Consider the following 19,320-nt stretch of genomic DNA (forward strand, 5'->3'; position numbering starts at 1 on the left):
AAATCGACCTAGTGCCGATCAAGAGCGCCCCAAGACGCCGCCACTATGGCCTTATCGTGGCCGCGGGCACCCCTGTGGCTCCCGTTCTCACGCGAACGTGCGCTACATCACCCTTTGGACCTCTTTGGTCGCCCCGCGCGCCCTTACATCGCCTCGTAGTTCGGACCGCCGCCGCCCTCCGGAGGAACCCAGGTAATGTTTCCGTTCGGGTCCTTCACGTCGCAGGTTTTGCAGTGGACGCAATTCTGGGCGTTGATCTGGTAGCGCGGGCCCGCGCCCTCCTCGATCCACTCATAGACGCCGGCCGGGCAATAGCGATTCGAGGGACCGGCGAAGACATCATGCTCGGAGGTCTTCTGCAGGTTCATGTCGGCCACCAGGAGGTGAACCGGCTGATCCTCCTCGTGATTGGTATTGGACAGGAACACCGAGGACAGCTTGTCGAAGGAGATCTTGCCGTCCGGCTTCGGATAGTTCCTCGGCGCGTGTTGCTTGGCCGGATCGAGCGTCGCGCGATCGGGCTTGGCATGCGACTGGGTGCCGAACAGCGAGGTGCCGAACAGCGTGTTGAACCACATGTCGAAGCCGCCGAGGGCGACACCGAGCACGGTGCCGAACTTCGACCACAGCGGCTTGACGTTGCGGACCAGGAACAGATCCTTGCCGATCGACGAGGACCGCCACGCGTTCTCGTAGTCGATGATCTCGTCGTTGGCACGATCGGCCGCGAGCGCCGCTGCAACATGCTCGGCAGCTAACATGCCGGTGCCCATCGCATTGTGCACGCCCTTGATGCGCGGCACGTTGACGAATCCGGCGGCGCAGCCGACCAGCGCGCCGCCGGGGAAAGTCAGCTTCGGCACCGACTGGTAGCCGCCTTCGGTGATCGCACGCGCGCCATAGGCGAGGCGCTTGGCCCCTTCGAACGTGCCGCGGATGGACGGATGAGTCTTGAAGCGCTGGAACTCGTCGAACGGCGACAGATACGGATCGTCGTAGTTCAGATGCACGACGAAGCCGACCGCGACGAGATTGTCGTCGTAATGATAGAGGAACGAGCCACCGCCGGTCTTCAGGTCGAGCGGCCAGCCGAACGAATGCTGGATCATGCCCTTCTGGTGCTTGGCGGGATCGATCTGCCAGACTTCCTTGAGGCCGATGCCGAACTTCGCCGGCTCGCTGTTGGAATCGAGCGCGAACTTGGCGATCAACTGCTTGGTCAGGCTGCCGCGCGCGCCCTCGGCGAACAGCGTGTACTTGCCGAGCAACTCCATGCCGCGGGTGAAGGAGTCCTTCGGCTTGCCGTCGCGGCCGATGCCCATGTCACCGGTGGCAATGCCCTTCACCGCGCCCTGCTCGTCATAGAGCACTTCGGCGGCGGCAAAGCCCGGATAGATCTCGATGCCGAGCGCTTCGGCCTTGCGTGCCAGCCAGCGGCAGACATTGCCGAGCGAGCCGATATAGCAGTGATGGTTGTCCATCAGCGGCGGCATCATGAAATTCGGCAGCTTGATCGCGCCACCGGCGGTCATCCAGTAGAAGCGGTCGTCCTTGACCTGCGTCTTCAGCGGGCAATCGGAATCCTCGCGCCAGTCCGGGATCAGCTTGTCGAGCCCGGCCGGATCAATCACGGCGCCGGAGAGAATGTGCGCACCGACCTCGGAGCCCTTCTCCACCACCACGACGTTGAGATCGGCATTGATCTGCTTCAGTCGGATCGCCGCAGCCAGGCCCGAAGGGCCGGCGCCGACGATGACGACGTCGAATTCCATGGATTCGCGCGGGGGAAGTTCTTCGCTGCTCATCTGATCTCAGCCCTTGAGACGGTTCCTCGTCATTTGCGCTCCCTTGTTTCCGATTTTTCCGGGTAGGACAACCACGGAAATGCGTTCCGCTGGGATGCAAGGCGCCGTAAGATGAACTAATAGTCTGACTTTCCAAATGATCCCCGAGCCCGCACCCACCGTCCGAGAGCTTCTCGCCTTCTATCTGGAGGCCGGCGTCGATTGCGCGCTCGCCGAGGAACCGGTCGACCGCCTGGCGGAATTAGACGCCCCGTCGCCGGCCCCGCGCGCGGCGCCGGTCGAGGCACCGCGGCCTGTTGCCGCGCCTGCCGCGATGCGCGGCGAGGCCGCACCGGCGCCCGACGTCGCCATTGCCTCGGCCCGCGAGGCAGCGCGCACCGCGCCGACACTCGAGGCCTTGCGCGAGCTCATGCAAAACTTCGAGGGCTGCGCGCTCAAGCACACTGCGACGCGGCTGGTGTTCGCCGACGGCAATCCGCAGGCGCGCATCATGTTCGTCGGCGAGGCGCCGGGCCGCGACGAGGATATCGAGGGACTGCCCTTTGTGGGACGCAGCGGCAAGCTGCTCGACCTCATGATCGGCGCGATCGGGCTCAACCGCACCACGGCCTACATCACCAACGTCATTCCCTGGCGGCCGCCCGGCAACCGCACGCCGACGCCGCAGGAGACGCAAATCTGCCTGCCCTTCATCCAGCGTCATATCGAGCTGGTGAACCCCGATGTGCTGGTGACGCTCGGCAATCCCTCGACGCAGACGCTGCTGTCGACGCGAGAAGGCATCATGCGGACGCGCGGACGCTGGTTCGACTACGACACGGGCCAGCGCACCATCCGCACGCTGCCGACCTTCCACCCGGCCTATCTCTTGCGCTCGCCGTCCTACAAGCGGCTGGCCTGGCAGGATCTGCGCGCGATCGCAAAGGTGCTGGCAGGCGCGTGACGGACAATGACGACGGAGAGAGCACGCGCGCGCTCGCCTCACGTTCCCTTCGGCCGCACGATAGCCCAGCCGATCCGTAGAAGCTGCTGGCGGCCGGTCACCAGCCATTCGAAGGCGCGCGGCACTTCCGGTACGATGCTGGGAAAGCGCGCGAGGATTTCGGGCGGCGGGGTACCGGCGGTATCTGAGGCGCGCCAGACCACGACGCCGCCGATTTCGCTGAACTTTGCCTGTGACATCCAGGGCGTACGCGCCGGCGCGGCGTCGATGAACAGATGCGGCCGGCCGGAGTGCAGCGCAATCAAGCTCGCAAGCGCGGTTTCACCTGCGACCGCGCGCAGGCGATGGTTGGTGCGGCGGGCAAAGCTGTCGCCGAAGAAATTCGAGATATCCCGCGCCGGGATCGATGTCGCGATCTCGCCGGTGCCGCTCCAGGGCAGGAGCAGCACAGCCAGCACGACGCCGGCGGCGGGCGCCGCGATGGCCGCTGTCCACACCGTGCGCAGCATCCGGGCGCGGCGCATCGCAATGAGATCGCCGGCCACGACGACCATGGCGAGGCCCGACATAACCAGCACCACGCCGGCACCGCCGACGACGCCATCGAGCCCGAACAGGCCGGAGATCAGGACGCCACCGAGCGCCGGCGCCAGCACGAAAAAAGACGAAGTTGCGCGCCAGCGGCTCGACCGGCGGTCGGTAGATGATCGGCGCCTCCTCGCTCTTGCCGGCGAACAGGGTGTGTTGAGGAAGCTCAGCACCGGGACCGCCACGGCACCGACTCCGAGCCCGCCGAGCAGCCAGGCGGCGTGGAGCGTGCGGGCGCCGAGGTCGGCAATTTGCGGGAGGGCCGGCAGCGCAAGGGCTTCGGCGCGCATCAGCCAGACGGCATAGGGCAGCGCCAGCACAGCGACGACGACGAACGCGAACAGCGGATCGAGCGCGCGCAGCGTACGTCGGCCAGCGGCGGTCGAGAGCGCAAAGACGACGAGCAGTGCGAGCAGGAAGATCGCGGCCGGCGTGGTCAGGAGCAGCAGGCCGGCCTCGATCGACCAGGCGAACCAGGCATTCCCGCGGCGCTGGCCGATGATCTGCCAGGAGTGCAGCAGCAACAGCGCCCAGAGCGGCCGCGCGAGCACAAGGGGGCCGAACTCGAGCGCGGACGAGGAGAAAGCCAGCACGGTCATGGTTAGAAGAACGGCGAGCACGGCCTGCTGAGTCCCGACCACGGCGCGCGCCAGATGATAGAGCGCAATGAAGGTCGCGACCTCGCAGAGCTCGGCCAGGACGTAGACGCCGAACATGTGGCCGCCGGCTGCGCGATAGGCAATATCGGCGAGCCAGACCGACAGCGGCGGGCCGAGATCTGTGCCGACCTGGTATTCCCTGCCGAAAGCCAGCAGGGTCGCGAGGTTGCCGGGCGGACTGCGATAGAACAACAGCGCCACCAGCAGCCACATCGCGGCCTGCAACAGCACGGCGATCCAGACGATCAGCCGCGGCCGGGCGCGAATGAGCTCGATGACCAGGGAGGTAAACCGCATGCAACGCCCGCAAGATGCAGCCAACCCGTCCAGCCGGCCCTATTCGCTCACGCCTGTTTTGATAAAGGGCGCCACGCGTCGTGGCAACGACAGTCTACGCTAGAGACCTGTTGAAGCATCGATTTCAACGGTGGTCTGCACCTGCATCTCGACCTCGGTGACCTCGAACAGATCCCGCACCGGCTCGACGGTCCAGGGCATGTGCTTGGCGCGGGCGGCCGCGACCGGGGCGAAGAAACTGCGATGGTGGATTGTGGGGCCGAGGCGATCGAGCGCGTCGAGATGCTCAGGCACGCCATAGCCCTTGTGCTGCTCGAAACCGTAGCCCGGGCAGTCCTGCGCCAGCGCGCACATCAGCCGGTCGCGCGTCACCTTCGCGACGATGGAGGCGGCCGCGATCGACAGCACGATGCCGTCGCCGCCGATCACGGCCTCGCACTCGCATGCGGTATCGAGCCGGTCGCGGCCGTCGACGAAGACGTGCTTCGGCGTCTCGGGCAACGCAATCACCGCGCGCTTCAACGCCCAGAGCGAGGCGCGCAGGATGTTGTCGCGGTCGATGCGGGAGCGTGAGGCGACCGCGACCGAGACCTGGGCGGTGGCACAGATCTTATCAAAAGCTTCTCGCGCTCCTCCGCGCTCAGCCGCTTGGAATCGTCGATGCCGCGCGGGATGCGGTCGGGGTCGAGGATCACGGCAGCCGCCACGACTGGCCCTGCCAGTGGCCCACGGCCGGCTTCGTCGCAGCCTGCGATCGGCCAGACGCCGCGCTTGATCAGCGCGCGCTCGCGGCGGAAGCTTGCCTTCGCGGGCGTGGCATTCCTGGCCACATCCTTCCTCGCATCTTTGGTGGACTTATCCCGAATCATGCCGGGGATCCTGCGCAAGCCGACCCGCTCGCGCAACCGGGAACCCCGCGCAATTCCCGCTATTCAGCGGACTGCCTACTCCGCCAGATGCACCCGCCGGTCGTCGCCGACCTCGATGCCGGGCGCGACCACGACATCCCAGGCATGGCTGTCGGGATCGGCAAAATAGCCGGAATAGCCGCCATAATCGGCACACACCTCGTTCGCTCCGCGCCTCAGAACAGGCTGAGCTGCTCGCCGTTCTGGTTCGGCCTGGCAAAATGATCCGTGGTCAGCTTGGCGCGCCGCTTGTTCAACCCGAGCCGGTCGCAGGCGATCTCGAAGCGGCGGCCGATGGTCCAGGCCATCGGTCCCGTACCCTTCATGCGCTCGCCCCATTTGGCATCGTAGTCGCGGCCGCCGCGCATGTCGCGGATCAGCGTGAAGACGTGGCGGTAGCGGTCCGGATAGTTCGCCATCAGCCATTCGCGGAAGAGACCGCGCACCTCCAGCGGCAGCCGCAGCAGCACGTAGGAGGCTTCCTTGACGCCGGCATGCGCTGCGGCATCGAGGATGCGCTCAATCTCGGAATCGTTCAGCGCGGGTATCACGGGCGCCACCATCACCGTGGTCGGAATGCCGGCGTCCGAGAGCTGCTTCAGCGCCTCAAGCCGCTTCGGCGGGGTCGAGGCCCGCGGCTCCATCGTGCGCGCGAGTTTTGGGTCGAGCGACGTCACCGATATCGCGACCTTGGCGAGGTTGCGCTTGGCCATGCGCGCGAGAATGTCGATGTCGCGGACGACCAACGCGGATTTGGTGACGATGCCGACGGGATGGCCGGTGCGCTCCAGCACCTCCAGAATGCCGCGCATGATTTTGCGCTCGCGCTCGATCGGCTGATAAGGATCGGTGTTGGTGCCGATCGCGATCATCCGCGGCTCATAGCCTGAGGCCGCAAGCTCCTTCTCGAGCAGCGCCGGCGCCTCGGGCTTCGCGAACAGCTTTGACTCGAAGTCGAGCCCCGGCGACAGGCCGAGATAGGCGTGCGTCGGCCGCGCGAAGCAATAGACGCAGCCGTGCTCGCAACCGCGATAGGGATTGATCGAGCGGTCGAAGCCGATGTCGGGGGAATCGTTGCGGGTGATCACCTTGCGCGAGGTGTCCACACCCACCGTGGTCTTGAATGGCGGTAGCTCTTCCAGGCTCTGCCAGCCATCGTCGAAGGCGACGCGCGCCTCGGCCTCGTAGCGGCTGCTGGCGTTGGATTGTGCACCCCGCCCTCGCCTGCGCGCGCGGTCGATGGCGACGCCAAGCTCGGGGAAATCAGAAGGCGCACCCGCCGGCTCGGAGGGCGCCGTGACCGGCGGGTGCTTGAGAGCAGAAGACGAAGCTGGACTCATGAAGCCAAGATAGCACGCCGGAGGAACAAATCAAGAACAGAAATGAAAACGCGAAAACAACCCCATGCACAGTAGGCTGCCCAAACTTCGCGCACCGACCTTTGACGTCACGCAACTCCCCGTGACCTCGATCCCGTTTGATGCGGCTGAAGGATCAATCTAGCCGGAACCCGGTTGGTGACGATCCCGGGTGAAGGTCGGCAGCAACATGACAAATCAACGACAATCGGCCGCTGCGCGCAGCGACCTCGATCTTCTCGATCGCTACTGGCGCGCGGCGAACTACCTCTCGGTCGGGCAGATCTATCTTCTCGACAATCCGCTGCTTCGCGAGCCGTTGCGGCCCGAGCACATCAAGCCGCGCCTGCTCGGCCATTGGGGCACGACGCCGGGGCTGAACTTCATCTACGCCCACCTCAACCGCATCATCCGCGCGCAGGACCTCGACATGATCTATGTCTGCGGTCCCGGTCATGGCGGCCCGGGCATGGTCGCCAACACCTATCTGGAAGGCAGCTACAGCGAGATCTATCCCAACATCCCGCGCGATGCGGACGGATTGCGAAAACTTTTCAGGCAGTTCTCCTTTCCCGGCGGCATTCCGAGCCACGCGGCGCCGGAAACGCCGGGCTCGATCCACGAAGGCGGCGAGCTCGGCTATGCGCTGGTGCACGCCTATGGCGCGGCATTCGACAATCCCGATCTCATCGTCGCCTGCGTCGTCGGCGACGGCGAGGCCGAGACCGGCCCGCTCGCGGCGTCCTGGCACTCCAATAAGTTCCTCAATCCCGCCCATGACGGCGCGGTGCTGCCGATCCTGCATCTCAACGGCTACAAGATCGCCAATCCGACTGTGCTCGGCCGGATGCCGGATAGCGAGATCGGCGATCTCTTCCGCGGACTCGGCCACGAGCCGCTATTTGTCGAGGGCGACGATCCCGGATTGATGCACCGGGCCATGGCCGACGCGCTCGATGTCGCGCTCGCCAGCATCCGCTCGATCCAGCAGCACGCCCGCGACGGGCGCACAAGCGTCGAACGGCCCCGCTGGCCGATGATCGTGCTGCGCAGTCCGAAGGGATGGACCGGCCCGAAGCAGGTCGATGGCAAGAAGGTCGAAGGTTTTTGGCGCGCGCATCAGGTTCCGGTTGCAAGCTGCCGCGAGAATCCGGCGCATTTGAAGATTCTCGAGGACTGGATGCGCAGCTACGAGCCGGAAAAGCTGTTCGACGCCAATGGCGCGCTCATTCCCGAGCTTCAGGCGCTGGCGCCCGAGGGTAACAGGCGCATGGGCGCCAATCCGCATGCCAATGGCGGGCTGCTCAACAAGGAGCTGAAGCTGCCGGACTTCCGCAGTTTTGCCGTCGACGTGCCACAGCCCGGCGGCGTCACGGGAGAAGCGACGCGGGAACTTGGCAAATTCCTTCGCGATGTCATCCGGCTCAACGCGCAAGGGCGCAACTTCCGCCTCATGGGTCCGGACGAGACCGCGTCAAACCGTCTCGACGCCGTATTCGACGCCACCGAACGGGTCTGGATGGAGCCGATCGAACCTTATGACGTGCATCTCGCGCAGGATGGCCGCGTGATGGAGGTGCTGAGCGAGCATCTCTGCCAGGGCTGGCTCGAGGGCTATCTGCTCACCGGCCGCCACGGCTTCTTCTCCTGCTACGAGGCCTTCATCCACATCGTGGATTCCATGTTCAACCAACACGCCAAATGGCTGAAGGTGACACGACACCTGGCCTGGCGGCGTCCGATCGCCTCGCTCAATTATCTGCTGACCTCGCATGTCTGGCGGCAGGACCATAACGGCTTCAGCCATCAGGATCCCGGCTTCGTCGACCTCGTCGCCAACAAGAAGGCCGACATCGTCCGCATCTATTTCCCACCCGACGCCAACACGCTGCTGTGGATCACCGACCACTGCCTGCGCACTTACAATCGCATCAACGTGATCGTCGCCGGCAAGCAGCCGGCGCCGCAATGGCTGTCGGTGCAGGAAGCCGCCACGCATTGCGATGCCGGCATCGGCATCTGGACCTGGGCCGGCAACGAGGACGCGGACGGCGAGCCCGATGTGGTGATGGCCTGCGCCGGCGACGTCCCGACGCTGGAAACACTCGCCGCTGTCGGTCTCCTGCGCAAGGCGCTGCCGGACCTCAAGATCCGCGTCGTCAACGTCGTCGACCTCATGACGCTGCAACCGAACGAGCAGCATCCCCATGGCCTGAGCGATCGCGACTTCGATAGCCTGTTCACGCGCAACAAGCCTGTCATCTTCGCCTATCACGGCTATCCTTATCTGATCCACCGGCTGACCTACAACCGCACCAACCATGACGGCCTCCATGTGCGCGGCTTTGCCGAGGAAGGCACCACGACGACGCCGTTCGACATGGTCGTGCTCAACGGGCTCGACCGCTATCACCTCGCGATCGAGGCGATCGAACGCGTGCCGGGGCTTGCCACAAAGGCCGCGCAGGTGAAGCAGCAGTTTCGCGACAAGCTGATCGAGCATACGCGATACGTGCGCGAACACGGCGAGGACATGCCGGAAATCCAACAATGGGTCTGGCAAAACAGTGCCGGCGGCAACACACCGGCTGAAGCCGGTGATTGAAGGCAGCCATGTCCGACACTGTCCTCGTCCTCAACGCGGGCTCGTCGAGCATCAAGTTCGGCCTGTTCGAGATCTCGGGCAGCGAACCCGCCATGCTCTGCAAGGGTCTGCTCGACGAGCACGAGGCCAAGCCCCGGCTGGTGGCAACGAGCCCATCCGGCGAGACGCTGTTCGAGAGGCAGAGGAAACGTCGGACGCGGATGGCGGCCATCTGTTCGCCGATGTGCTCGGCTTCATCGAGGACCACTTTGGCCAAGGCCGCTTGCGCGCCGTGGGGCACCGGATCGTCCATGGCGGTCCCGACTATGCCGGCCCGATCGCGCTGACGGACGATGTCTGTGCGGAGCTGGAAGCACTCACACCGCTGGCGCCGCTGCATCAGCCCCGTTGCCTGGCGCCGGTCCGCGCCGTCACGGTGCTCCGTCCCGCACTGACGCAGATCGCCTGCTTCGACACCGCCTTCCATCACGGCGTGACGCCGCCCGCGAGCCGCTTCGCCATTCCGAGACGCTACGAGGCGCAGGGCCTCCGGCGCTACGGCTTTCACGGTCTCTCATTCGAATATGTCGCGGGCCGGCTCGCCGACATCGCGCCGGAGCTTGCAGCCGGGCGCACGGTCATCGCCCATCTCGGCAATGGCGCGAGCCTCTGCGCATTGCGCGACGGCGGCAGCATCGACACCACGATGGGGCTGACGCCGCTCGACGGCCTCGTGATGGGCACGCGCTGCGGCACCATCGATCCCGGCGTGCTGCTCTACCTGTTGCAGCACGAAGCGATGACCGTCGAGGATTTGCAGCACTTGCTCTATCACGAGTCCGGCCTGCTCGGCGTTTCCGGCATCTCCGCGGATATGCGCAAGCTGCTTGCGAGCCGCGAGGCTTCGGCGCGCGAGGCGGTCGATCTCTTCGCCTTCCGTGCGGCACAGGAGATCGCGGTGATGGCGAACACGCTGGGCGGACTGGACGGCCTCGTTTTCACCGGCGGCATCGGCGAACATGCCAAGCAAATCCGCAGCGCCATTGGCGAGCGGCTCGCCTGGCTCGGCGTGCGCATCGATGCCGCCGCGAATGATGCCGCGCGCGAGCGCATCAATGCCGGCGACAGCACCGTCGAAGTGTTCGTCATCCCGACCGACGAGGAACTGACGATCGCACGGCATTGCGCCGCGGTGCTGCAAGCGATGACCGGATAAAATGCGGTCGACCTTCCCTTCTCCCCTTGTGGGAGAAGGTGGCGCGACGCGCCGGATGAGGGGTTTTCACCGCGCTCGCATGTGCAAATGAGTATGCGGAGACGACCCCTCACCCAAGTGAGTCTGTATCGACCTGCGGTGATGCCCACTCCCACAAGGGGCGAGGGCACAGTCATGCGCAGCTCGCTCGCGGCGCGTTGTTGCGGTCCGCGCTTGTTCGACCAAACCTCACCCTGAATTCAATGAATCCCGGCAAAAATCTGGAAGCATCCGATCGCGACCTCGATCACGATCAGCACCACCACCGCGATCTCGAGGCGCAGCGAGCGCTGGGTGTCGATGATGTCGGTCAGCGCATCGGCCGTCTCCGCGACGACCGTGAGCTTGCGCTCGAGCGTGTCGAGACGCTCCTTCAGCTCGTACTCGTCTTCGAGACGCGCATAGAGCCGGTCGAGCTGCGGCTTTTCCCAGAGCGCGTCCGGTTTTTCGGCGACCGCAACGCGGCCGGCGACGCGCTGCTGGACGAGCAACGCGTTGCCGATGAGCTGCAGGATGCCCTTGCGCCGCCGCGACGTACGGCCTTTCTCGGCGAGCTCGCGGGCAAAAGGCTCGATGACGTCGAAGACCGCAGCGACGCGGCGCTCGTCGCGCGCCAGCGACGTGCTCTTGGCGAGTGCGTCCGCGATCAGCAGCAGCCGCTCGTCGGAAAACTTCGAGAGGCAGATCGGCCCGCCGGGCTGGATCGCCTCGGCGTTTTCGTCGTGACAGAGCTGCGCCTGCGCGGTCTCCTCCTCATAGGGGCTGAGCTCGCCGGTCACGCGCGACTTGAGACCGTCGATGAGGACCTTCTCCTCCGAGGGCAACAGCCCGATCAGCACCACGACGCCGTAGCGAAAGATCACGGCGAGGCCGCCATGGACCCGGAAGGCGGCCGGGGTCGAGGACACCAGCGTGCCGATATCGAGCCCCGACGGATTGATGCGTTCGCCCAGCATCACGGCGCGGATCCGCAAGGTCGGCGCGGCGTCCGGCTTTGGCGAAATCGGCATCGCGCCCATGGGAAGTTGATCGGCGTTCATTGGGCACATCTCGCTTTGCGCAACCGCGGCTGCACGTTTTCCCGTCCGCAAGCGGAACGGCGCTGTCACCTAACGATATCGGCGGAGAAAGACCCCGTTTGAAGCTCACGAAACCGAAAATCGCCCGAAACATTCGGCAATTTGGCCCCCTGCGCGCGACATATTCGGCCGGTCCCGACGCGCACCGGTTTACCATCGCACGCCGAGCGGCTTTCCGAAAAGTTGCACTCGGCAGCGCAGCATGTTTATGACAACATCATAACGCGTTGCGCTTCTCCCGAATTGCGGACATCGAAGTCTCAATCATGCTGAGCGTCATCATTCCGACCGAAGGCGTCGAGCAGACCGCGGTCGCAACTCTGGCCGCGCTGGTCCCCGGTGCCGCGGCAGGCATCATCAAGGAAGTTCTGCTGGTCGACGGCACCGGCAACGGCGTCATCGAGCGCGTCGCCGACGTCGCCGGCTGCCGCTTTGTCGGCTGCGAGGATCCTCCCAAGGCGCAGCGCTGGCGGCCGGCGCGCTTCAGGCCCGTTCGCCCTGGCTGATGTTCCTCCCTGCCGGCGCCGTGCTCGACACCGGCTGGATCGAGGAGACCACCCAGTTCATCCAGGCCGTCGCGGCCAGCGGACGGGATCGTGCGGCCGTGTTCCGCTACGCCCGTTCGCCTTACGCCGATACCGGCTTCCGCGACGTCATGTGGTCCGTCGCGCGCAAGCTGATCGGCCCGCTCGGCGACCAGGGGCTTTTGATCGCGCGCGATCATTACGACCGGATCGGCGGCTATCCGCCCCAGGCCCGCCGGTCCGAGGCGCGCCTGCTCAGGCGGCTCGGGCGCTCCTCCCGGACCTTGTTGCGCAGCCGGATCGTCATGGTCGCGTGAGGCCGCCCATATACTTGCCACAGTCAAATAATTATTTGACAATGGCAAGAATTGAGGTGACCCATGCCAATCGACGGTACCGAGGATCAGATCGCAGCGGTTCGCGCCTTCAACCGCTTCTATACCCGCAAGCTCGGCGTGCTCGACCAGCACCTGGGAAATAGCCCGTTTTCGCTCAGCGAGGCCCGCGTGCTCTATGAGCTCGCGCATCGCGACGACCTTGCGGCAAAGGAGATCGGAAACGAACTCGGACTCGATCCCGGTTATCTCAGCCGCATCGTCCAAAGCTTCGACGAGAAGGGACTGATCACACGACGGCCGCTGCCGGCAGACCGCAGGCAGTACCAGCTCAGCCTCACAGCCAAGGGCCGCCAGACGTTCGCCAAGCTGAGCCTGAGCTCGCAAAACGAAGTCGCCGCAATGCTGGCTCGGCTTTCGCCCAGCGATGCAAGGCGACTGACGCAGGCCATGGCGACCATTGAGACCTTGCTGGAGCAACGTCGAAGCCAGCCCGCTTCCGTCGTGCTGCGCAGCCACCGCGTCGGCGACATGGGCTGGGTCATCTCCAGGCAAGCGGCTGCTTATGCCGCGGACTACAACTGGGACATCAGCTACGAGGCGCTGGTCGCCGAGATCTGCGCTCAGTTCATCAAGAATTACGACGCCGCGCGCGAGCATTGCTGGATCGCGGAAGTCGATGGCGAGCCGGTCGGCTCGATCTTCCTGGTCAAGGCCACGGACGAGATCGCCAAGCTCCGCCTGTTGCAGGTGGAGAAGAAGGCCCGTGGGCTCGGTGTCGGTCGCGCGCTGGTCGAGCAATGCGTCCAGGGCGCGCGCGAGCGCGGCTACAGCCGGATGACGCTGTGGACGCAGAGCATTCTGGTCGCCGCACGCGGCATCTATCAGAGCGCAGGATTCAAGCTGGTCGCGACCGAGCCGCATCGCAGCTTCGGGCAGAATCTGGTCGGCGAGACCTGGGAACGGGATCTCTGATCATTTCGCAGCGAGCGACATGCGCATGAATGTGCCCTCGCGCCTTATCGGAGAGGGCAGCAACCGTGGCGAATACAGGCTCCGCTTGGGTGCGGGGTTTCTCTCTCCGGGTCTGGGATCGTAGGGTGGGCAAAGGCGCGCGAGCGCCGTGCCCACCAATCCAGCATTGCGACAGAAGTGGTGGGCACGCTTCGCTTTGCCCACCCTACAAGACTGTCCGCGCTCACACCGTCGCGCCCTGCGCCTTCGGCCTGCGCAGATGCTCGTCCAGCCGCGGCATGATCTCGACGAAATTGCAGGGACGCGTGCGGTAGTCGAGTTGAGCGGCGAGGATGCCGTCCCAGCCGTCCCGGCAGGCGCCGGGCGAACCTGGCAGGCAGAAAATGTAGGTCGCACCTGTTACGCCCGCGGTGGCGCGGCTCTGGATCGTCGACGTCCCGATCTTGGCGTGGCTCAGCATGTGGAAGGCGATCGAGAAACCGTCCATGCGTTTCTCGAACAGCGGCTCGATCGCCTCCGGCGTGACATCGCGCCCGGTAAAACCTGTGCCGCCGGTGGTGATGACGACGTCGACGCCGGAATCTGCGACCCAGCGCCGGATCACGGCGCGGATGGCCTCGACATCATCGGTAACGATCTCTCGCGCGGCGAGATGATGGCCGGCCGCCGTGAGACGATCGGTCAACGTCTGGCCGGACTTGTCATCGGCGAGCGCACGCGTGTCGGAGACGGTGAGCACTGCAATGTTGAGCGGGATGAATTGTCTGGTTTCGTCGATCGAGGCCATTGCTGTTTCCTCTCGTTCCCGGACGCGCTGCAGCGTGAAACGCTGCTGCGCAGAGCCGGGACCCATTTGGAGGTTTGAGTGACCGGCAATGTGGGCCCCGGCTCTGCAGCGCACCGCTGAAAACGCGCCGCGCCGCGTCCGGGGCACGACTACGGCCCGCCGCCGCCGAACGTGTTACAGGCCTGCAGCGTGCCCTGCTGATAGCCGGTCATGAACCACTGCTTGCGCTGCGCGGCCGAGCCGTGGGTGAAGGAATCAGGCACGACGCGCCCGGTGGCCTGACGCTGCAGCGTATCGTCGCCGATCGCGCTCGCCGTGGTCAGGGCGGCGTCGATGTCGCCGGGTTCGAGGAAGTTCGGACGCTTCTTCGCCTCACGATTGACCCAGACACCGGACAGACAGTCGGCCTGCAATTCGACCTTCACCTGGAGCGCATTGGCCTCGGCCTTGCTGCTGGCCTGCTGCTGCAATCGCGTCACTTTCGGGATGATGCCGAGCAGGTTCTGGATGTGATGGCCGGCCTCGTGCGCGATGATGTAGGCGGTGGTGAAATTGCACGCCGACTTGCCGGAGCAGCCGTGGAACCGCGTCTCGACCTCGCGGAAGAACCCGGTGTCGAGGAAGATGGTGCGATCCGGCGGGCAGTAGAACGGACCCATCGCCGACTCCGCCCGGCCGCAGCGGCCGCCATTGGTGGCGTTGCGGAACAGCACGACCTTCGGGCCGGTGTAGGATTGCCCGCTGGCCTGGAAGATCTCGCTCCAGCGATCGTCGATCTCGCCGAGGATGCCGGAGATCATGCTGCCCATCTCGTCGGTCGGCGCGCCACGCTTGGCCTGGGAAGACGGACGGTCGCTCTGGTAGCTCGGCGCCTGGCCGCCGCCGGTAAGAATCTCGGCGCCGCCGATCAGGATGCGCGGATCAATGCCGAAGGCATAGCCGACCAGGCCGAGCACGATGATGGTGCCGATGCCGAGGCCGCCACCACCCATCGGCAGGCCGAACCCGCCGCCGCCTCCACCGCCGCCAAATCCTCCACCACCATCGTCGCGACGATCCTCGACGTCGTCGCTGCGGCGGAAATCATCGTAGCGCATGGCGGGCTTCCCTCAGGTCGGCGATTGCATGGCGTGGGTAGCGGAAACGCGAAAACCTCAACGCGCCACAGACGTAGAATTTCCATTGCGTTAATCAATATCCCGCTCGGCAATTATTGCCTAGTGCGGCAGCGTGCGACGCCAGCAATTTTTTCCGAGGGCCAAGCATTTTTTTCCGAGAGAAATTTGGAGTCTTTGGCAGCTTCAGCCACTCCCGCAACGCGAAGAAACGCGAAACACACTGCAAAACACGGCAAATGCGCGCATCCGCCCGCGCGCGACACGCGATCGCCGGCCTGCTCACGAAAGCTGCGGGTTAAGTCGATTTTTACTTTGCCGCTTCATTGTAACGGTCAGTCGGTTGTTTGGTCCCGCGTCGCCGACAGCGTCGCCTGAGTCAGAGTTCTTGAGTCATGGTAGTGTCGCGTCGCGGGGCGTCTGCAAGGGCGCCCCGCACAAATTTTGAGTCCGCTTCGCACAGCATCGTCCTCGGTGATTGCGTCGCCGAGATGTCGAAGCTTCAGGCTGGTTCGGTCGATCTGGTGTTTGCCGATCCGCCCTACAATCTCCAGCTCAAGGGCGATCTCAAGCGCCCCGACGAATCCCATGTCGATGCCGTCAACGACGACTGGGACAAGTTCGATTCATTCTCCGCCTACGACGATTTCACCCGCGCCTGGCTGTTGGCCGCGCGCCGCGCGATGAAGCCGTCGGCGACGATCTGGGTGATCGGCTCCTACCACAACATCTTCCGCGTCGGCGCGATCATGCAGGACCTCGGCTTCTGGCTCCTGAACGACATCGTCTGGCGCAAGACCAACCCGATGCCGAACTTCCGCGGCCGCCGTTTCACCAATGCGCACGAGACCATGATCTGGGCCGCGCGCGACGAGAAGGCCAAGGGCTACACCTTCAATTACGAAGCACTGAAGGCGGCCAACGAAGACGTGCAGGCACGTTCCGACTGGCTGATCCCGCTCTGCACCGGCGAGGAGCGCCTCAAGGGCGCCGACGGCAAGAAAGTGCATCCGACGCAGAAGCCGGAAGGCCTGCTCGCGCGCGTGCTGCTGTCGTCGTCGAAGCCCGGCGACCTCGTGATCGATCCCTTCAACGGCACCGGCACGACCGGCGCCGTCGCCAAGCGCCTCGGCCGTTCCTATATCGGGTTCGAGCGCGACAAGACCTACGCCAAGGCGGCTCAGGCGCGCATCGCGGCGGTCGAGCCGCTGCCGGAAGAGAGCCTCGCCCCGTTCATGACCGCGCGCGAAGCGCCGCGCGTGGCGTTCTCCGAGCTGATCGAGCGCGGCATGATCATTCCCGGCACAAAGCTGTTCGACGCCAAGAAGAAGCTTGGCGCGCTGGTCCGTGCCGACGGCGCCATCATGTTCGGCGACAAGGTCGGCTCGATCCACCGCATGGGCGCGGTGGCGCAGGGCGCGCAGGCCTGCAACGGCTGGACCTTCTGGCACGTCGAGACCAAGAAAGGCCTCAAGCTGATCGACGAGCTCCGCGCCGAGATCCGCGCCGGCATGGCGGCGGAATAGCCGAGGCCCGTGCTCTCGTAGAGTGGGCAAAGGCGCGAAGCGCCGTGCCCACCATCTCTCCTACAAACTGATGGAATTGGTGGGCACGCTTCGCTTTGCCCACCTACGGCACTGGCGGGCGTGGGTACGAAAGCGAACGGCCTTTGTTACGCCGGCCGGTCTGCGCCCGGCGCAGACACCATCTGTCAATCTCATCCCTTGTGCGACCAGCTTCACTTCAGGCATGACAAAGGCCGCCGCGCGGCAATGAGGCTGCCTCAGCTCTCGGCCACCGACACTTGCACCAACTTGGGAGACGCCCGATGCTCAAATTCTATTTCAACGGATCGCCGAACCCGACCAAGGTCGCGCTCTTCCTCGAAGAGGCTGGCCTGGCCTACGAGCCCGTGAAGATCGACACCCGCAAGGGCGAGCAGTTCACGCCGGACTATCAGAAGATCAACCCGAACGCCAAGGTGCCGGCGATCGACGACAACGGCACGGTCGTGTTCGACTCGAACGCCATCCTGCTCTATCTCGCCGAGAAGACCGGAAAGTTCCTGCCCGCGAACCGCGCCGAATTGCTGTCCTGGCTGATGTTCGTGGCCACCGGCGTCGGACCGTATTCGGGTCAGGCCGTGCACTTCAAGCATTTTGCGCCGAAGGACCAGAACCACGACTACGCCCACAACCGCTACCAGTACGAGACCGATCGCCATTACAAGATTCTCGACGGTCACCTCAAAGGCCGCAGCTATATGGTCGGCGACAGCTATTCGATCGTCGACATGGCGCTGTGGGGCTGGGCGCGGATGGTGCCGTTCAAGCTCGGCGATGACGCCTTCGCGCGCTACCCGAACGTGAAGCGGCTGATCGACGAGATCTCGGCGCGGCCAGCAGCCGCCCGCGCGATCGCGCTGAAGGACAGGTTCACCTTCAAGGCCGAGATGGACGACGAGGCCCGCCGCAACATGTTCGGGCACATGACGACGAAAGTGGCCTGATCACACCTTGCCACGATGAAAGGCCACGCACATGGGCGTGGCCTTTTGCTTTCAGGCGTTTGTCAGCCCGTCGCCTGCTGCAATCAGCTCGCGGCCCTCACACCCGTTTGCGGAAACGGACCCAACGCCTTCTCGGTCAGGACCGAGTCACAGTACTCGCGGATCTCCTTGATCTTGCCGCCCTCGAGCCGAAACACCAGACAATAGTCGTTGTCGTAGCGCACGCCCTCGGGCGTGACATTGTCGCCCTTGGCCTCCACCACGACGAGGTCGCCATCGGCGATGAAGCGCTCGGCGAGTGTGCGCGTCCGGTCGCGCAGGCGGGTGCGCACATAGCCGTGCAGGTCGTTGAGGATCGCCTCCTTGCCCGAGAAGGTGCGCGACCAGGAATACTGGCCGGTGACGATCCATTTGGCGTCGTCGGCGAGGCTTGCGGCGAATAGCGCGCGGTCGCGCACCGCCGGATCGGGGTTGGCGGCGGCGGCGAAAATATCCTGCATCAGTTTCTTGTTGGCGCTTGCGCTCATGGCGGCATCTCCGTTTGGTGACAACGGGGAGAACATCGCCGCCCCAGCGTAATTCTTCAAATCGATAGTGAATATGATATCTATTCACGCTATGAATTTGAATTCGCTCGACCTCAATCTACTGACCGCACTCGACGCGCTGCTGCGCGATGCCAATGTCAGCCGCGCCGCGATGCGCATCGGCCTGTCGCAGCCGGCCACCAGCCACGCGCTGCAACGCCTGCGCGACATCTTCGGCGATCCCCTGCTGGTGCGCACCGGCGCGCGGATGGAGCTGACCCCGCGGGCGCAAGCGCTGCGCGCGCCGCTGGCGCAGGCGCTCGACCAGGTGCGCGGACTGTTCGTGCCGGAGGAATTCGACGCGGCGCGCAGCGAGCGGCCATTCCGCGTGATGATGCCGGACCTCGCCGTCGAGCTTCTGATGCCGCCGCTGATGGCGAAGGTGACGCGCCTTGCGCCCAACGTTCGCATCGACGTCGTGCCGTGGCGGGGCCCGGCGATCTTCCACGCCGAGTTCGCCCGTACCATCGATCTCGTGATCTCGATCGGCAACGCGTTCAAGGGCTTTCACCGCCAGCTGCTCTACACCGACAGCGATGCCCTGGCGGTGCGGCGCGGCCATCCCATGGCTGCGAAGCTGAAGCGGCGCGAGACCTTCCTCGCCGCGCGCCATGTCGGCGTCATCATCCGCGGCAACAGCGAGGATCTGATCGACACCTGGCTCCGCACCAAGGGCATCGAGCGGCACATCTCGCTGGTGGTGTCAGGCTATCTCGAGGCGCTGCACGTGGCCGCTCGCACCGACCTTGTCGCCTTCGTGCCGCGCCGGCTGATCGCGGCCCTGTCAAAACAGCTCGCGCTCGTCACGGTGACGCCGCCGCTCGACCCCGGGATCGACGAGCAGTTCATGTTCCATCCGACGCGGGCGCAGATGGATCCGGGATCGATCTGGCTGCGGCGGCTGATGCTGGAGACGGGACGGGAGTTGGAGCAAGCCAAACGCTAGCTGCCGCAGGGTGGGCAAAGCGAAGCGTGCCCACCACTTCCTTCATCACGTGGAAAGATGGTGGGC

At 65.0% G+C, this 19,320-nt stretch carries 12 protein-coding genes and 5 pseudogenes; 8 read left to right on the top strand and 9 right to left on the bottom strand.

Going from position 1 to position 19,320, the window contains the following annotated elements; genetic code table 11:
- Positions 1 to 143 precede the first annotated feature (143 nt).
- A complete protein-coding gene (locus ACTGJ9_RS34635) occupies positions 144 to 1,805 on the bottom strand; it encodes an electron transfer flavoprotein-ubiquinone oxidoreductase (RefSeq protein ID WP_456674698.1) in 1,662 nt (553 codons plus the stop codon).
- A 136-nt stretch (positions 1,806 to 1,941) separates the two neighbouring features.
- Between ACTGJ9_RS34635 and ACTGJ9_RS34640 the strand changes: the two genes are divergently transcribed.
- On the top strand, positions 1,942 to 2,748 hold the full coding sequence (locus ACTGJ9_RS34640) for a uracil-DNA glycosylase (RefSeq protein WP_456674699.1): 807 nt from the start codon (positions 1,942 to 1,944) through the stop codon (positions 2,746 to 2,748).
- 38 nt (positions 2,749 to 2,786) lie between these two features.
- Here the strand turns inward: ACTGJ9_RS34640 and ACTGJ9_RS34645 are convergent.
- The 4 genes and pseudogenes from ACTGJ9_RS34645 to ACTGJ9_RS34660 form a co-directional block, all read right to left on the bottom strand.
- Positions 2,787 to 4,292, bottom strand: a pseudogene (locus ACTGJ9_RS34645) (glycosyltransferase family 39 protein).
- A gap of 99 nt (positions 4,293 to 4,391) precedes the next feature.
- Positions 4,392 to 5,161: pseudogene (locus tag ACTGJ9_RS34650) on the bottom strand (ribonuclease HII).
- Between the two features lie 75 nt (positions 5,162 to 5,236).
- A pseudogene (locus ACTGJ9_RS34655) lies at positions 5,237 to 5,350 on the bottom strand (VOC family protein); the annotation flags it as partial.
- Positions 5,351 to 5,376: 26 nt separating this feature from the next.
- Positions 5,377 to 6,540, bottom strand: coding sequence for a PA0069 family radical SAM protein (locus tag ACTGJ9_RS34660; protein ID WP_456674700.1), 1,164 nt, complete (start codon positions 6,538 to 6,540; stop codon positions 5,377 to 5,379).
- A 208-nt stretch (positions 6,541 to 6,748) separates the two neighbouring features.
- On the opposite strand from ACTGJ9_RS34660, the gene ACTGJ9_RS34665 reads away from it, so the two are divergent.
- Together ACTGJ9_RS34665 and ACTGJ9_RS34670 are read left to right on the top strand one after the other, a co-directional pair.
- Positions 6,749 to 9,163 (top strand): phosphoketolase family protein, encoded by a 2,415-nt coding sequence (locus ACTGJ9_RS34665; RefSeq protein WP_456674701.1) that lies wholly within the window; start codon positions 6,749 to 6,751, stop codon positions 9,161 to 9,163.
- Positions 9,164 to 9,171: 8 nt separating this feature from the next.
- Positions 9,172 to 10,358: pseudogene (locus ACTGJ9_RS34670) on the top strand (acetate/propionate family kinase).
- A gap of 239 nt (positions 10,359 to 10,597) precedes the next feature.
- Here the strand turns inward: ACTGJ9_RS34670 and ACTGJ9_RS34675 are convergent.
- Positions 10,598 to 11,437, bottom strand: a complete 840-nt coding sequence (locus ACTGJ9_RS34675) for an RMD1 family protein (RefSeq protein WP_456674702.1) — start codon at positions 11,435 to 11,437, stop codon at positions 10,598 to 10,600.
- A gap of 305 nt (positions 11,438 to 11,742) precedes the next feature.
- On the opposite strand from ACTGJ9_RS34675, the pseudogene ACTGJ9_RS34680 reads away from it, so the two are divergent.
- Together ACTGJ9_RS34680 and ACTGJ9_RS34685 are read left to right on the top strand one after the other, a co-directional pair.
- Positions 11,743 to 12,317: pseudogene (locus ACTGJ9_RS34680) on the top strand (glycosyltransferase family protein).
- Positions 12,318 to 12,380: 63 nt separating this feature from the next.
- Complete coding sequence (locus ACTGJ9_RS34685) at positions 12,381 to 13,310, top strand: bifunctional helix-turn-helix transcriptional regulator/GNAT family N-acetyltransferase (protein WP_456674703.1); 930 nt, start codon at positions 12,381 to 12,383, stop codon at positions 13,308 to 13,310.
- A gap of 223 nt (positions 13,311 to 13,533) precedes the next feature.
- Here the strand turns inward: ACTGJ9_RS34685 and moaB are convergent, their stop codons facing one another.
- Together moaB and ypfJ are read right to left on the bottom strand one after the other, a co-directional pair.
- Positions 13,534 to 14,097, bottom strand: coding sequence for a molybdenum cofactor biosynthesis protein B (gene moaB, locus ACTGJ9_RS34690; protein WP_456674704.1), 564 nt, complete (start codon positions 14,095 to 14,097; stop codon positions 13,534 to 13,536).
- A gap of 149 nt (positions 14,098 to 14,246) precedes the next feature.
- Positions 14,247 to 15,194 carry a KPN_02809 family neutral zinc metallopeptidase gene (gene ypfJ, locus ACTGJ9_RS34695; RefSeq protein WP_456674705.1) on the bottom strand — a complete coding sequence of 316 codons (948 nt, stop codon included), beginning with the start codon at positions 15,192 to 15,194 and terminating at the stop codon, positions 14,247 to 14,249.
- A gap of 413 nt (positions 15,195 to 15,607) precedes the next feature.
- Between ypfJ and ACTGJ9_RS34700 the strand changes: the two genes are divergently transcribed.
- Positions 15,608 to 16,738 (top strand): DNA methyltransferase, encoded by a 1,131-nt coding sequence (locus ACTGJ9_RS34700; protein ID WP_456674706.1) that lies wholly within the window; start codon positions 15,608 to 15,610, stop codon positions 16,736 to 16,738.
- 302 nt (positions 16,739 to 17,040) lie between these two features.
- On the top strand, positions 17,041 to 17,721 hold the full coding sequence (locus ACTGJ9_RS34705; protein ID WP_456674707.1) for a glutathione S-transferase family protein: 681 nt from the start codon (positions 17,041 to 17,043) through the stop codon (positions 17,719 to 17,721).
- Positions 17,722 to 17,804: 83 nt separating this feature from the next.
- Here the strand turns inward: ACTGJ9_RS34705 and ACTGJ9_RS34710 are convergent, their stop codons facing one another.
- Entirely contained in the window at positions 17,805 to 18,248 is a 444-nt protein-coding gene (locus ACTGJ9_RS34710; protein WP_456674708.1) for a nuclear transport factor 2 family protein, read from the bottom strand.
- A gap of 91 nt (positions 18,249 to 18,339) precedes the next feature.
- Between ACTGJ9_RS34710 and ACTGJ9_RS34715 the strand changes: the two genes are divergently transcribed.
- Positions 18,340 to 19,254 carry a LysR family transcriptional regulator gene (locus ACTGJ9_RS34715; RefSeq protein ID WP_456674709.1) on the top strand — a complete coding sequence of 305 codons (915 nt, stop codon included), beginning with the start codon at positions 18,340 to 18,342 and terminating at the stop codon, positions 19,252 to 19,254.
- The last annotated feature ends 66 nt before the right edge of the window (positions 19,255 to 19,320 follow it).

The organism is Bradyrhizobium sp. RDM12 (assembly GCF_051917485.1).
Lineage (GTDB): Bacteria > Pseudomonadota > Alphaproteobacteria > Rhizobiales > Xanthobacteraceae > Bradyrhizobium.